This is a genomic window from Arthrobacter sp. AOP36-C1-22 (genome assembly GCF_052377515.1).
Taxonomy (GTDB): Bacteria; Actinomycetota; Actinomycetes; order Actinomycetales; family Micrococcaceae; genus Arthrobacter_H.
In genome coordinates this window covers 49652-63640 of record NZ_JBQSWW010000020.1, presented here as the reverse complement: position 1 = coordinate 63640, position 13989 = coordinate 49652, and the positions used below count along the sequence as shown (strand labels likewise).

Genomic DNA, 13989 nt, shown 5'->3' with positions numbered 1-13989 from the left:
CTAGCGGTCGTCGTCGCGGCCCACCGGTTCCTTCCGGTGGCGACCTGGTTGATGGTGCACCTGCTCCTGCTGGGCGCGATCGGCAACGCCATCATGGTCTGGAGTTCGCATTTTGCCCAGGCACTGCTCCGGGGCCCGGATCATGGTCGCGTCTATCTGGCCTGGAGGCTGGTCGGGCTGAATGCCGGGGTGATCGCCACCGTCGTCGGCATGGTCGCCAACCTCTGGGTGCTGGTACTGAGCGGGAGCATCCTGGTCGGCGCCGCCTTCGCCCTGCACGGGATCTCCTTCGCCGTGCGGGCCAGCAAGGCCTTGCCCTCGCGTTTCGGCGCCACGGTGAATTACTACATCGCCGCCAGCTGGTTATTGCCCGTTGGTGCGGCGCTCGGTGCCCTGCTGGCCGCCGGGTACGGCGGCGAGATCCGTCAGCGGCTCCTGGTCGCCCATGCGGTGATCAACGTCCTGGGGTTCGTGGGGCTAACCGTTTTGGGCACCTTGGCGACCCTGTTACCGACCATGCTGCGGACCCGGGTGGCCGAGGGGGCGGAATCGGCGGTGCGCCACGGTTGGCTCCCGCTGCTGGGCGGCGTCGCCGTGGCAGGGGCAGGGTCGGGCCTGGGGTGGATGTGGTTGGTTGCCGCCGGCTTGGTGATCTACGTCGGGGGGATCATCCATTCGGCGCTTCCGGTGATCCGGGGGATCCTGGGCAAACCACCGACGGACTTTGCTCCACTCTCCGCGGGCGCCTCCCTGCTGTGGCTGACCGGTTCGGTGGCGGTCCTGGCCGTGATGGCCGGGAGGGGGCCCTCGTGGGAGACGCTGTACGAGCAGGTCCAGTCGGTGGTCCCGGCGCTCGCTGCAGGTTTTGCGTCTCAGGTACTCCTCGGGGCGCTGAGCTATTTGCTGCCGGTGGTCCTCGGTGGGGGACCCGCGGTGTTCAAGGTCCGCGCAGCTGTGTTCAACTCAGCAGCCGGGGCCCGACTGGTCTTGTTGAATCTCGGTCTGGGAGTGGCGCTGCTGCCCGTGCCGAGCTGGGTCAAGGTCACCACAGCCACCCTGGTGCTCGTGGCCCTGGTGTGGTTCTTGATCCTGGTGCTCAAGGGCCTCCGCGCAGGAAAGGCCTCCCCGGTCGCCCCGCAAGAAGTAGCTGGCAGTGAGCAGCCCGGGAAACGGTTGATGATGAGCGCGGTGGCCGGGCTGACCGGCGTCGTCCTGGCTGTTGCCCTCGGGATCGTCGCCGACCCGGCAGCTGCAGGAGTAGGGGCCAGTGCCACCACCGAGGGGGAGTCAGGTGCCGGGTCGGCCCAGCAGGGGCCTGCGGCCACGGGGGACACCACCCACGTGCAGATGTCGATGAAGGATATGCGCTTCACCCCCGACACTGTTCATGTTCCCGTAGGGGACCGGCTGGTCATTGACGTGGTGAATCAGGACGATAGGGGCCACGACCTGCTGACGGCCAACGGTGCCGCCTCGGGCAGGGTGGCTCCCGGAGCCCATCGAAAGGTCGACGCCGGGGTGATCACCGCCGATACCGAAGGCTGGTGTTCGCTGGCCGGACATCGGCAGATGGGCATGGTGTTCACCATCATTGCCGATGGTGCGCAGGACTCTGCCGCGGCGGACTCGGAGCCCCTGAAGGGGATGGACTCGAAGGACCATGGCGGCCACGGAGGCTCAGCTGAGGACGCATCGGGCACCGCCGGGAACCCGGCAGCAGGGTTCGACCCGATGCGCGCCCCCGGCCAGGTGTTCGTCGCCCGCGATGCCCGGTTGCCGGCAGCCTCGCAGGCCCCCACGCATCACTACACCCTGACCGCCCAGGACACCGAACGTGATGTCGGCGCCGACTATGCGCAAACGCTCTGGACCTATAACGGCACGGCCCCGGGGCCGACGCTCCGAGGCACAGTGGGGGACAAATTCCGCATCACGTTGCGCAACGAGGGGACCACCGGGCACTCCATCGACTTTCACGCCGGAGCACTGGCACCGGACCGGCCCATGCGGACCATCGAGCCGGGAGAGGAGCTGACCTACACGTTCACCGCCACCCGTGCTGGCGCCTGGCTCTACCACTGCTCCACGATGCCCATGTCCTTGCACATCGCCAACGGCATGTTCGGTGCGGTGATCATCGACCCGCCCGATCTGGCCCCCGTGGACCATGAATTCATCATGGTCCAGAACGAGTTGTACCTCGGGAAACCGGGCGGGACGGCTGAGCAGACAAAAATCGATGCCGAAACCCCCGACGCGGTGGTCTTCAACGGGTACGCATCCCAGTACGCCTTTGACCCCCTCCACGTGAAAGTGGGCGAGCGGGCGCGATTCTGGGTTGTGGCGGCCGGACCGAACCGGGGCTCGGCATTCCACGTGATCGGCGGCCAATTCGACACCACCTATCGGGAGGGACGTTACCTCCTGGATGGTTCGGACCCCCATGCCGGGTCCCAGACCCTGGACATCGGGGTGGCGCAGGGCGGCTTCGCGGAACTCGAATTCACCGAGGCGGGGAACTATCCGTTTGTTTCCCACTCCATGGTCGACGCCGAACGCGGCGCCCGGGGCATCATCAAGGTGACCCGCTAGCCGGTGCTCTGCTGGCAGAACTCGCAGATCCGGGGTTAGGCCTTGATGCTTTCGCGTTCCGCGCCCACAGCTGCAGGGGTCTCGCGCGTCTTTCGCGGGATGAGTGCGGCAAAGAGTGCAGCCAATAAGGCAGCACCGATTGAGAAGGCGAAGGTGACGCGGAAGCCTTCGAGGGTGGGGACCTGCGCCGCACCCAGTGACATGGTCATACTGGCCAGAACCACGCCCATGACCGCTGCCGCTGCCGAGGAACCCACAGAACGCATCAGGGCGTTCAAGCCATTGGCTGCCCCGGTATCGGTCAGCGGGACGGCGCCCATGATCAGGGCAGGCATGGCAGCGTAGGCCAGTCCGATGCCGCCGCCGACGATGATGGAGGCCACGAGGATCTGCCAGGTTTCGGAGATCAGGAAGAACGCCATCACATACCCCAAAGCGATGACCAAAGACCCGAGGATCAGCGTGGCCTTGGGCCCGTAGCGTGCCGAAAGGCGGGCCGAGACCGGGGAGAGGAGCATCATGACGAACCCACCGGGCGTTAGCACCAGCCCCGCCATGACCATAGAGTGACCCAAACCATAACCGGTCCCTGCCGGAGCCATCAGCAACTGCGTGAAGGTCAGGCTCATGGCGTACATGGCAAACCCGACGGTCATCGAGGCGAGGTTCGTGAACAGGACCTGTGGACGGGCCGAGACGCGAAGATCGACCAACGGTGCCTTGACCCGAAGCTGGTAGAGACCCCAGAGGACCAGGATGATCGCCGCAGCAGCAAAGAACCCCAGCGTCAGTGGGCTGGTCCAGCCCCAGTCGCTGCCCTTGGTGATGGGCAACAGCAGCGAGACCAGGCCGGCGGCCAATCCAGCGGCTCCTACGGCATCAAAGCGGGCGGGGGTCCGTACCGCGGATTCGGGCAGGAGCGTGGCTACCAGGGTCAAGCACAGGGCGCCGAGGCCGGCAGCGGTCCAGAATAAGACGTGCCAATCGGCGACCTGGGCAATGAAGGCCGAGAAGGGCAGGCCGATGGCGCCGCCGACGCCCATCGTGGCGCTCATCGTCGCAATGGCTGCCCCGACCCTCGCCGGAGGCAATTCATCGCGCAGGATGCTGATACCCAAGGGGATGGCCCCCATGGCCAGCCCCTGCAGAACCCGACCCGCGAGCATCACTTCCAGCGTGCTGGTCAAGGCGCAGAGCACCGAGCCGGCAACCATGAGGGCCAGCGAAATGATGAGCATGCGGCGTTTGCCGAACATATCGCCCAACCGTCCGGCGATGGGAGTGACTACGGCGCCGGCGAGCAGGGTGGCGGTGATGATCCAGGCCGCGTCGGAGGCCGAGGTGTCCAACATGGTGGGCAATTGTGGAATCAGCGGGACCACGAGGGTCTGCATTAAGGAGACCACGATGCCCACGAAGGCCAGGATGGTGACCGCGACCCGCGGGGAGGGTGGCCGGTGCGTGGATAGAGCGGGAGTGGAAGTCATGGGGCTCGCTAACTGGATGGGGTGATACGCCGAACTATGCTTGTGCACCATACATGAGAAGTGTAGAGCACATATCTTTTGCATAATGCATATCGTTGTATAGTGGATTCCTGCGGAAAGACAATCAGAGGGAGAAGAATGACGGAAGACACTGATGCTCTGCAGGAGATGCAGTACGAACTCATGCTGTTTTTCCGGTATCAGTTGCGTCCGCACCATAAGAGCAGTCCGACCCTTGAGCGTTCCGCTTATGTGTTGCTCAACCGGCTTGAGCGCTCCGAGCCGATGACGCTCAAGGAGCTCTCCCAGGCCCTGCGGCTTGATGCCTCGACGATCCACCGCCAGGTCGGTGCACTGATACGTCACGAGCATGTGGCCTACGTGCCCGGTGTCGCGGGTGAGGTGGCCCGCCGTATCGCCCCGACCGAGGCGGGGATCGAGGCGCTACTGGAAACGCGCCGGTCGTACGAGCAGGGATTGCGTGATGTCGTGGCCGACTGGCCGCAGGAGAAGCAGCGCGCTTTTTCGGGTTTGCTGCGCGACTTCAATGAGAACGTCGAGCGCATCGAAGAGGCCCCGTGGCCGCGGGGGCGATGAGGGGCCGGCGCGCCGGCCGCCTCGGCTAGCGGACCGCCAACATGGCCATCATGATGGCGATGTAGTGACAAGCGAATCCGCCGACCGTGAAGGCGTGGAAGAGCTCGTGGAAGCCGAACCATTCGAGGTGGATGTTCGGACGCTTGAGGGCGTAGAACACGGCGCCTGCGATATAGAGTGCGCCACCGGCGCAGAGCAGGACTGCTGCCGGGATGCTGGCGGCAAAGAAGTCGCCGATGTAGATCAGGCAGGCCAGTCCCAAGGCGATGTAGACCGGGGTGTATAACCAGCGGGGTGCGTCGGTCCAGAATAAGCGGAAGGCGACACCGAGGATCGCTCCGATCCAGACCAGCCACAGCAAGAAGGTGGCTTTCGCCTCCGGAAGCAGCGCCCAGGCCAGGGGCGTATAAGAGCCGGCAATGACCAGCATGATGTTGGTGTGGTCCAGCCGCTTGAGAACCCGTTTGACCTTCGGGGACCAATTTCCGCGATGGTACACGGCAGAAATGGTGAACAGAAGCAGTCCCGTTGCGGCATATACCGCCGCAGAAACTTTACCCCCGGTCCCGGGGGCCAATACCACGAGGACGATGCCTGCTGCCAGTGCCAAGGGAGCGGTGCCCGCGTGGATCCAGCCGCGTAAATGCGGTTTGATCTCATCCAACGGGGCCATGCTGGGGGATGACTGCGACATGGTCCGATACTACCGGAGAGTAATAAAGTGCGTGGCGGGGAAGCCGGCTTCTTCAGGCGTGCCGCTCAACACCGTGGCGGCCCAACCGGTAGCCTAGAGTCGCGGCAACCAAGCAGCGTTGATCCGTGCTGGCCCAGCGACTGGAAGGGGACGACGTGCGGTTGCCCGAAGTCCTTTACCGTCTTTACGGCAAAGTGCTCAAGAAGGATATCCCTACAGAGAAGCTACCCGGGCATATCGGGATGGTCGTGGATGGGAACCGGCGGTGGGCCAAGCTCGCCGGAGCACCGACAGTGCACGGTCACCAGGCAGGTGCCGATAACATCGTTGAGTTCCTGGGGTGGTGCCGTGAACTGAAGATCCCCACCGTCACTCTCTACATGCTCTCCACCGACAACATGAGCCGGTCAAACGATGAGCTGGACGACCTGATGGGCATCATCGCCAATATGCTGGACCGGCTCGCCGAGCAACACGACCTGTGTGTTCAGCCCATGGGTGCCTATGACGAACTACCCGACTATCTCTCGAATAAACTCCACGCCCTCGCCGAATCCTCGCAAAACGCTTCGGGACTGCATGTGAACATCGCCATCGGCTACGGAGGTCGTGCCGAAATCGTGGACGCCGTCAAGGAGCTGTTATCCGATGCCGATGCTGCAGGAACCTCCCTGGCCGAGGTGGCCCGCGGGCTGGAAGTCGAAGACATCTCCCGCTACCTCTACACCCGTGGCCAGCCCGACCCCGATCTGGTGATCCGCACCTCGGGAGAACAACGACTCTCGGGTTTCCTGACGTGGCAGAGCGCCTATAGCGAGTTCTATTTCTGCGAAGCCCTGTGGCCCGATTTCCGGAAAGTCGACTTCCTGCGCGCCCTCCGTGATTTCACGGACCGCCAACGCCGCTTCGGGAGCTGAGGCGTTCACCTCCGGGCCATCGGGCATTCGCTCACCGGGCGGCGTGTCTTGGGCCACAAGACATGTCTGCGGGCTAGCTTGAAGACATCGGCAGGCACTACCGCCGGCCGAGACGGAAAGGCCACCGAGCGTTGAGACACACGGTCAACGACGGGAGGCCGGATTCGGCCTCAAGGCTGGACCGGACCACCCGCAGAACGGTTACCTAGGGGCGCAACGCCCCTGTTGGGAGTCATCGTGGCAGTCGAAATCCAGTCCAGCAACGTCGTGGCGGACGAGATCGGCAGGACGGGCCCGACTCCCGCCGCCGGCTTGGCCCACGCCACCCCCGCAGCGACCCCGGTGACGAGTGCCCGGCAAAGTGTCGGAGAGAAATCCTACGTTCTGGACACCTCGGTCCTGATCGCCGACCCACGGGCCGTCCTGCGATTCGCCGAACATGAGGTCATCGTTCCCATCGTGGTGATCAGCGAATTGGAAAAGAAACGCCATGATCCCGACGTCGGCTTCTTCGCCCGCAAAGCCTTGCGTCTCCTCGATGAGCTCCGTGTCGAACGTGGAGGCCTGAACCGCCCGCTGCCGATCGGGAATGACGGGGGCTCCTTGCGGATTGAGCTGAACCACGTGTCCACCGAGGTGCTTCCGGTGGGGTTCCGGGCCGGTGACAACGACTCACGCATTCTGGCGGTGGCCAAGAACTTCTTCGATGAGGGCCGCGATGTCACGGTGGTGTCGAAGGACCTTCCCATGCGGGTGAAAGCCTCGGCAATGGGCCTGCGGGCCGATGAGTACCGGAACGGGTTGGTGCTTGATTCGGGGTGGACCGGAACCGCCGAACTAGATGTGGCCGATACCGATGTGGAGGAGTTGTATAACCACGAGCCGGTCTTGGTCGCCGAGGCGGCCGAGATGCCGGTCAACACCGGCTTGATCCTGCTCTCCAACCGCGGCTCGGCCCTTGGCCGGGTCGGAGAGGACGGGCTGGTCCGCCTGGTGAAGGGCGATCGCGACGTCTTTGGCCTGCATGGCCGGTCAGCTGAGCAACGGCTGGCGATCGACCTGCTGATGGATCGGGAGGTCGGGATCGTTTCCCTGGGCGGCCGGGCCGGAACCGGGAAATCAGCCCTCGCCCTCTGCGCGGGACTCGAAGCCGTGATGGAACGAGGCGAGCATAAGAAAGTGGTGGTCTTCCGGCCCCTGTATGCCGTCGGCGGCCAGGAGCTCGGCTACCTGCCCGGCTCCGAAGACGACAAGATGAACCCGTGGGGACAGGCGGTCTTCGACACCCTGGGCGCGCTCGTCTCCAAGAATGTCATGGACGAGGTCGTCGACCGCGGACTACTCGAGGTCCTGCCGCTGACCCATATCCGCGGCAGGTCCCTGCACGATTCGTTCGTCATCGTCGATGAGGCGCAGTCCTTGGAGAAGAACGTGCTGCTGACCGTGATGAGTCGGATCGGACAAAACTCCAAGATCGTACTGACCCACGATGTGGCTCAACGCGACAACCTGAGGGTGGGCCGGCACGACGGCGTTGCTGCCGTGGTCGAAACGCTCAAGGGGCATCCCTTATTCGGGCATATCACCCTGACCCGGTCCGAACGTTCAGCCATCGCGGCGCTGGTCACCGACATGCTCGAGGAATCGGGGGCATAGCTCTTCGCCTCTGATAGAGATCAAGGATGACACCACCCACGATCCTGGGCCCCGACGCACCGCGAAAGGATGTCGTGCCGGTCGGCCCCGGTTCCCGCATCCGTCTGAATGCCGCAGTGCGGTTCGTTGCCTTTTTGGGGGGCAGCACTCATCTTCCTGGTCCTGTTCACCCTGTTGGCGGTCCTCCTTGGCGGCGTCGACTCATTCAGTAGACCCGACGGCGTGGGCCCTTCCATCGTCATGATGATGGCGGTGACCTGCGCCCATGGGGTGGTCGTTCTCGGGTGGAACGGCGCTTCGTGCCTGATGAAATCGCCCCCGGCGTTGGCCCGGACTGGCCGTGGGGGCCCTCTGGGGGGCTGCCGGGCTGCTGGCCGCCTACGGTCTCATCATGGTCCTGGGCGGTTATCGGCTCCTGACACCTGCCGGGGTGGATGTCCCGGGGATCTTGGAACTCATGCTGGTCGCCGGGCTGGGAGCTGCGGTGACCGAGGAGCTGGCGTTCCGGGGGATGGGCCTTCGCCTGCTGGAAGAATTCGCCGGCACGTGGACGGCGTCGTGGTGTCCGGGCGGGTGTTCTGAGTGGTCCACCTAACGAACCCCGATGCGACGCTCTGGGCGGGAATCGCTATTGCCATCGGGGCGGGCCTGCTTGAGGGGGTGCTATACGCCTTGACGCGTTCCCTGTGGGTGGTGATCGGCTACCACATGCTGTGGAACATCGTGCAGGGCCCCGTATGGGGTGTTCCGATCTCGGGCACCGGAAAGGCGTCCTCGATATGGCATACGGGCCTCACGGGCCCCGAGTGGTTGACCGGAGGTTCCTTCGGGCTCGAGGCCAGTGTCGTGACGGTTATCCTGCTGCTGGCAGCGACCGTCGTCCTCGCCCTCATGCTCCGACGCCGCGGGGAGTGGCGGCCCCCGGGCTGGAGGCGTGGCCGGTGAGCTACTCGCCGCCTCGGCTGGCCTGCGGTCCACGGATGATCCAGGGGATATGGTCCCGGACATCGGTCAGGTTCATTGAATGCTCCACGAACAGGTCATCGAGCATGTACTCGTTGACGGCGTGGATGTGGATGTCGTGTCCGTTGCCCTGAACCGGTCCGTCCAAGGCCTCCGTATACACACAAACCGCCGTTTGGAGGTCGATACGCAGCCGGGTCCTTCCGGCCTCCAACAGCGGGAACCCGTCCGTTTCCGGGGTGTAGGTGACATTGGGTGAGACCACGGCTTCCAGCGCTGCTCGCCCCGCATGGCGGGTTTCGTTCAATTCATGGATTTCCACGACGTTGGACAACGGGAACTCCAGTGGAACCGGGGCACTGCCGGCCAATTCCACGGGATCGAGCATGGCGGCCCAGCGGGCATCCCCGAAGACCGGGTCACCATAATCTGCTTCCGGGCGGCGGGCAATCAGCCCATCGTCGTCGTAGACAGGTGTCACCAGTCGTGGTGGCAGCAGCCAGGAGCTGCGGTTGCCCGTGATGTAGAAGGCATCGCGGGACGCATGGATCGATGTGGTGCTGAACAGCAGTTCGGAGGACTCATCTTCGACCCGTAGGGCGTCCGGACGGCGCAACCAGGCGCGGATTCGCGGGATGGCTTCGGGGATGACCTCCTCTTCACGCTCAATATCGGCCGGCGCGGAAAGGGCGTCCAGGGGAGTGTGGTCCTCCTGCAATTTCACCGGTGCGGTCGGGCCCGCCGTGGGGCTGGCGGTGAACCATTCCACGTCGAATCGCAGGGTCCTCCACCGCCAGGGCGAAGACCTACAGAGTCGGCGGAAAGCTGCGGCATCCTCTCGGGAGACCGCCGAGGGGCCAGATGGCGGCGGGGTGGTCGGAGGAATAGTCATACTCCACAGTCTAAACAGCCGTGGCCTCACCCTGTCGTGGGCTGCGCTAGCGTTGAGCCATGATCGCTGCGATTCAGGAACTGCGTGAGAACGCGCCGGTGGCCTTCGTCCCGCTGGTCCTGGCGTTGCTGCTGTTCGTGATCAACGGGGCACGGTTGACGTGGATCGACGCCCGAACGCATCTGTTGCCCAACCGGATCATTCTGCCGTGGTACGTGTTCGCTCTCGTCCTGCTCGGGGCGGCGCTGGTGCTGGCCGGGGATGGGGCGGGGCTGTTGCGGACCCTTCTGGGCGGCGCCATCCTCTTCAGCTTCTATCTCCTCCTGCACATGGTCCAGCCGCGAGGCATGGGACTAGGAGACGTGAAACTTGCCGGCATCATGGGACTGTATTTGGGGTATTTGAGCTGGTCCCATTTGCTGTGGGGCACCGTGGCGACTTTCCTGCTCGGCGGATTGGCCTCCATGGTGTTCATTATTTTGCGCCGTGCGGGTCTGAAAACATCGCTGGCTTTCGGCCCCTACCTGGTCATCGGTACGTTGGCGGCCCTCTTCGTGGCAGGCTAGGGACATGCCAACCCCGGAATTCATTCTGTCCCTGCGCGAGAAAATTGGTCATGATGCCCTCTGGCTATCGGGGGTCAAAGCCGTGGTGCATCGCCAAGATGGTGCCCTCCTGTTGGTCAAGCGTGCCGATAACGGCAGGTGGACCCTTCCCGCAGGAATCATGGAGCCCGGTGAGGAACCAGCGGCCACTGCCGTCAGGGAGGTCCTGGAAGAAACAGGCGTCGTGGTCGCCGTCGAACGGCTGGCCGGAATCGGGACCACCGACCCGGTGACCTACCCCAACGGCGACCGCGCACAGTACCTCGACGTCGTGTTCTCCTGTCGTTATCTCTCAGGAGAAGCCCGAGTAAACGACGATGAGAACACCGAGGTCGCCTGGTTTACCGACGCAGAGCGTCCACCTTTGCCGCCCAAACACCAGCGGGCCGTGGACTGGGCGCGGGACCCGGACCCGTCCGCACGCTTCCTCAGCTGAACCCCGGAGTTACCTGGCCGGAACGGGCCGGGCCGCTCAGGACCGCAGCTTCCGGGCGAACGCCGCCTGCCGCTTGCGGCCGTAGGCGACCATCAGCGGTGCCAGTCCCACGGCGAACCGGGGGAACATATCAAAGAGCCTCACCTGGCCTCCGCGCCAGCGTGGCCACGCGGTAACGGGCCGCGGTTTATCCACGACGCGTAGGACCACATCCGCGACCTCGCCCGGTTGGAGGAGCTTGCCGGTAAAGGAAAGGGCTGCACCGGGATCATCGAGTTTGTCATGGAGCATCGGAGTCCACATCCCATCGGGACAGACGCAACTAATATCGACGCCCTTGACCCCCGCAGCCCGCAAATCGGCCAGCGCCGAAACGCTGAAGCCCAGGACCGCGTGCTTCGAAGCCGCGTAGATCCCTTCCCCGGGGACCCCGACCAGGCCGGCCAAGGATGCGACGTTGACGATCAGGCCGGCATTGGCCGCACGCATCAACTCCAGTGCTGCCAGGGTGCCGTTGATGGTCCCGGCGGCGTTGACTTCCAAAACCAGACGCCGCTGCCGTTCGTCCTGGTCCCAGAAGGGACCGGTAAAGAGGGCCCCGGCATTATTGACCCAGAGAGATAAGGAACCTGCTCGAGACCGGGCGGCCTCGGCGGCCGCTGAGCAAGCGGCAGCGTCACGGACATCCAGGGCGGAGGCTAAGGCCTGCCGTTCGGCGGGCAACGCTAATTCCGCATTGATATTCGCCGCCACGGCTTCGGCCTGCTGGAGATCGACGTCGGTGACCTGGAGGGTGAATCCTGCCCGGGCCAACCGCAACGCGAGCTGCCGTCCCAGGCCCCCACCGGCACCGGTAATGACCGCTCCACCGCGGTCGGTTGGACTGTTGCCTGAAGGCCGCCGGTGTGCTTTCTGAGGTGTCATGCGGTCACCGCCTGATGAATGCGCGATCGTGCTGCGGATTGACTGGCACGGGCCGAGCCACGACGTCGTTCTCGGTCGAGGTCCCAGAGGTAGCTGTCGAAATCGACTTCCATCGTGTGCCGGGCCGAGGCGTAGAAGCGACGGGCATTGCGCTGCTGATCGCGTTCCATCTGTGTACGGATAGTGGCCTCGGGCGGTGCCAGGTAGCTTCCGGTCAGCATTTCCGTCACCCAGAGCGACTGCGCCTCGGCCAAGGGCATCACTGCGCCGATGGGCTGGAGTAGGCCGATGAAGAACAGCCCTGGATGATCAGGGTGCACGGTGCGCTTCCACAACGGCAACTCGTTGCCCGCCGGGTTGACCAGGTCCTCCGATAAGAAGGGGAACCGGACCCGGTAGCCGGTCGCCCAGATGATCAGATCCGCAGCTGTCGCGGACCCGTCGGTGAACACCACCTGGTCGCCGTGGAGTCGTTCAATGCCTGGCTTCGGTGTCACGGCCCCCACCTTCAGCATCCGACGAATTTGTTCCGATTGGACGGGATGTGATTGGCCCGGAGCATGTGTGGGGTGGGGCAATCCGAGTCGCGTGGTGCTGCCGGAGAGAATCGATGCCAGTCGCAGCCTGGCCCGGGTGGCCCACCAGGGCAGCCATTGAGGCAAAACCAATTGGTCCGAAGCCCGGCCGAGGAAGTACTTGCGCAGCACCCACTGGCCGCGGCGTTGGGACAGGACGGCGCTGTGGGCGACCCTGCCGGCCTCGGAAGCGATATCCAAGGCCGAGTTCCCAGCGCCAACGACCACGACATTCCTCTCCTTGAGCTGTTCTGCCGAGCGGTAGTCGTGGGCGTGTAATTGTTCGCCGGCAAAATTCCCGGGATAGGCGGGCTCGGGCCAGCGGGCGTCCCAGTGGTGCCCGTTGGCGACGAGGACAGCATCATAGTGGTGTTCCTCCGTCCCGTCGGGGCCGGTGATGGCGACCTTCCAGCCGCCATTTTCAGGGATGACCTCGTCCACGCGGGTGTTGAAGCGGATCCTTGCACGAAAACCGAAGTGGTCCACGTAGGCCTCGAAATAGTCGGCCACCTGGTCGTGCCGGGCATAAGCGGGGTAGTCGGATGGCATCGGGAAATCAGAAAAGGCCATGCGCGGGCACGATGTGTTGATTTCCAGTGTTTCGTAGCAGGCGGACTGGCCGTTGGGGTTCGCGAAGACCCAATTTCCGCCGACGATACTGCCCTGTTCGAAGCAATCGACGGGCACAGCGGCCTGGTGCAGCGCCTTCACGGCAGCCAAGCCCGAAGCCCCGGCCCCAATAACGCAGGTGCGCGGCAGGGAGACGTCCGTGGGAATCGGCGTGGTGACGGCGGGGGCTCGATCGCGTTCCTTGACGAAATAAGACATGTGACGATCCTTACATTGGAAAGAGAGATTTTCAATAAATTGGAACCGAAGTGAAGCTCAATGCCTGTGGCAGAGTGGATTCCGTGAAGACTGGAGAAACTGCGGTGGAGCAAAACGCTGTGCCCGTGAGCGAGCGGAGGTGGCGAGGGGTATCCCGCCCACAGCGGGACGCCGTACGCCGACAGAAGCTTCTAGAAGCCGGCGTGCAGCTCTTCGGAACCCAGGGGTACGCCGCGACCACGGTCCAGGGCTTATGTCGCGAAGCGGGGGTCTCGTCCCGTTCGTTCTATGAATACTTTTCAGGGCGCGAGGAAGTCCTCGAAACTATTTATCGTGAAGCGACCCAGGCGATCGAACAACGAGTGATGACCCTGCAGATCGAAGCAAATGACACGGCGTATGGAATGATCCGCCGCGGAGTCCAAGCTGGGGTTGGTCCCATGCTCGATGACGAACGCCTTGGTCTGGTGCTCGAGATCGAAGCCGTGGGTGTTTCGCCGGAATTGGAGTCTTGGCGGCGGCAGATGATTGCCGGCATTGCCCGGGCCATGGATGCCATGATGCTTGAATTGATTCGCCGCGGGCTGATCCCCGAGTCCCCGACGGGGCTGATTGGATTGATGGCTGTCGGCGGCATGACCGAGGCTCTCGTGGCTCATTTGAACACCCCGGCCGCCCAGCGCCTGTCGACGTCTGCGTTCGTGGACGAGCTGGCGCGCGTGATCACCCGGATGGCCGGTGGATGGCCCGCCCATGGTGTTGCCTCTGCTCCGCCACTAGGCTGACGTTGGGGAAGCCGCCATCGAGGTCGGTGGCCCGGAGC

At 64.2% G+C, this 13989-nt stretch carries 14 protein-coding genes; 9 read left to right on the top strand and 5 right to left on the bottom strand.

Annotated features, from left to right (window positions below; genetic code table 11):
- Window positions 1-2592: multicopper oxidase domain-containing protein (locus ACT3S6_RS11695; RefSeq protein WP_444555097.1), on the top strand; the 2592-nt coding region annotated here is incomplete at its 5' end.
- Window positions 2593-2627: 35 nt separating this feature from the next.
- Here the strand turns inward: ACT3S6_RS11695 and ACT3S6_RS11690 are convergent.
- Window positions 2628-4079: an MFS transporter gene (locus ACT3S6_RS11690; RefSeq protein ID WP_443383987.1), complete on the bottom strand. Its 1452-nt coding sequence runs from the start codon at window positions 4077-4079 to the stop codon at window positions 2628-2630.
- Between the two features lie 138 nt (window positions 4080-4217).
- On the opposite strand from ACT3S6_RS11690, the gene ACT3S6_RS11685 reads away from it, so the two are divergent.
- Entirely contained in the window at window positions 4218-4676 is a 459-nt protein-coding gene (locus ACT3S6_RS11685; protein WP_096223338.1) for a MarR family winged helix-turn-helix transcriptional regulator, read from the top strand.
- A gap of 25 nt (window positions 4677-4701) precedes the next feature.
- On the opposite strand, the gene trhA is transcribed toward ACT3S6_RS11685, so the two are convergent.
- Window positions 4702-5349, bottom strand: coding sequence for a PAQR family membrane homeostasis protein TrhA (gene trhA / locus ACT3S6_RS11680; RefSeq protein WP_087000441.1), 648 nt, complete (start codon window positions 5347-5349; stop codon window positions 4702-4704).
- Window positions 5350-5525: 176 nt separating this feature from the next.
- Between trhA and ACT3S6_RS11675 the strand changes: the two genes are divergently transcribed.
- From ACT3S6_RS11675 to ACT3S6_RS11660, 4 genes are all read left to right on the top strand, one after another.
- Window positions 5526-6287 (top strand): isoprenyl transferase, encoded by a 762-nt coding sequence (locus ACT3S6_RS11675; RefSeq protein ID WP_087000645.1) that lies wholly within the window; start codon window positions 5526-5528, stop codon window positions 6285-6287.
- Between the two features lie 342 nt (window positions 6288-6629).
- A complete protein-coding gene (locus ACT3S6_RS11670; protein WP_241895339.1) occupies window positions 6630-7943 on the top strand; it encodes a PhoH family protein in 1314 nt (437 codons plus the stop codon).
- A gap of 340 nt (window positions 7944-8283) precedes the next feature.
- Window positions 8284-8538 carry a CPBP family glutamic-type intramembrane protease gene (locus tag ACT3S6_RS11665; RefSeq protein WP_441379830.1) on the top strand — a complete coding sequence of 85 codons (255 nt, stop codon included), beginning with the start codon at window positions 8284-8286 and terminating at the stop codon, window positions 8536-8538.
- Window positions 8526-8888 (top strand): CPBP family glutamic-type intramembrane protease, encoded by a 363-nt coding sequence (locus tag ACT3S6_RS11660; RefSeq protein WP_444555096.1) that lies wholly within the window; start codon window positions 8526-8528, stop codon window positions 8886-8888. The genes ACT3S6_RS11665 and ACT3S6_RS11660 overlap by 13 nt, the downstream gene beginning before the upstream one ends.
- 1 nt (window position 8889) lies before the next feature.
- Here the strand turns inward: ACT3S6_RS11660 and ACT3S6_RS11655 are convergent, their stop codons facing one another.
- Window positions 8890-9675 carry a hypothetical protein gene (locus ACT3S6_RS11655; RefSeq protein ID WP_444555095.1) on the bottom strand — a complete coding sequence of 262 codons (786 nt, stop codon included), beginning with the start codon at window positions 9673-9675 and terminating at the stop codon, window positions 8890-8892.
- Window positions 9676-9857: 182 nt separating this feature from the next.
- Here ACT3S6_RS11655 and ACT3S6_RS11650 point away from each other — a divergent pair, with 182 nt between their 5' ends.
- The gene (locus ACT3S6_RS11650; RefSeq protein WP_441391767.1) at window positions 9858-10364 is read left to right on the top strand and encodes a prepilin peptidase; all 507 of its coding nucleotides are present in this window, start codon (window positions 9858-9860) and stop codon (window positions 10362-10364) included.
- A 4-nt stretch (window positions 10365-10368) separates the two neighbouring features.
- A complete protein-coding gene (locus ACT3S6_RS11645) occupies window positions 10369-10839 on the top strand; it encodes an NUDIX hydrolase (protein ID WP_444555094.1) in 471 nt (156 codons plus the stop codon).
- A gap of 36 nt (window positions 10840-10875) precedes the next feature.
- On the opposite strand, the gene ACT3S6_RS11640 is transcribed toward ACT3S6_RS11645, so the two are convergent.
- Together ACT3S6_RS11640 and ACT3S6_RS11635 are read right to left on the bottom strand one after the other, a co-directional pair.
- The gene (locus tag ACT3S6_RS11640; protein WP_444555093.1) at window positions 10876-11763 is read right to left on the bottom strand and encodes an SDR family NAD(P)-dependent oxidoreductase; all 888 of its coding nucleotides are present in this window, start codon (window positions 11761-11763) and stop codon (window positions 10876-10878) included.
- Window positions 11760-13166 carry a flavin-containing monooxygenase gene (locus ACT3S6_RS11635; protein ID WP_443347522.1) on the bottom strand — a complete coding sequence of 469 codons (1407 nt, stop codon included), beginning with the start codon at window positions 13164-13166 and terminating at the stop codon, window positions 11760-11762. Before ACT3S6_RS11635 ends, ACT3S6_RS11640 begins: the two co-directional genes overlap by 4 nt.
- A gap of 50 nt (window positions 13167-13216) precedes the next feature.
- Here ACT3S6_RS11635 and ACT3S6_RS11630 point away from each other — a divergent pair, with 50 nt between their 5' ends.
- Window positions 13217-13951 carry a TetR/AcrR family transcriptional regulator gene (locus ACT3S6_RS11630; protein WP_444555092.1) on the top strand — a complete coding sequence of 245 codons (735 nt, stop codon included), beginning with the start codon at window positions 13217-13219 and terminating at the stop codon, window positions 13949-13951.
- Window positions 13952-13989: the final 38 nt, after the last annotated feature.

Excerpts from the sequence above, each read along its gene's own strand:
- ACT3S6_RS11690 (WP_443383987.1), bottom strand. The coding sequence starts at position 4,079 with ATGACTTCCACTCCCGCTCTATCCACGCACCGGCCACCCTCCCCGCGG.
- ACT3S6_RS11685 (WP_096223338.1), top strand. The coding sequence starts at position 4,218 with ATGACGGAAGACACTGATGCTCTGCAGGAGATGCAGTACGAACTCATG.
- trhA (WP_087000441.1), bottom strand. The coding sequence starts at position 5,349 with ATGGCCCCGTTGGATGAGATCAAACCGCATTTACGCGGCTGGATCCAC.
- ACT3S6_RS11650 (WP_441391767.1), top strand. The coding sequence starts at position 9,858 with ATGATCGCTGCGATTCAGGAACTGCGTGAGAACGCGCCGGTGGCCTTC.
- ACT3S6_RS11645 (WP_444555094.1), top strand. The coding sequence starts at position 10,369 with ATGCCAACCCCGGAATTCATTCTGTCCCTGCGCGAGAAAATTGGTCAT.
- ACT3S6_RS11640 (WP_444555093.1), bottom strand. The coding sequence starts at position 11,763 with ATGACACCTCAGAAAGCACACCGGCGGCCTTCAGGCAACAGTCCAACC.
- ACT3S6_RS11635 (WP_443347522.1), bottom strand. The coding sequence starts at position 13,166 with ATGTCTTATTTCGTCAAGGAACGCGATCGAGCCCCCGCCGTCACCACG.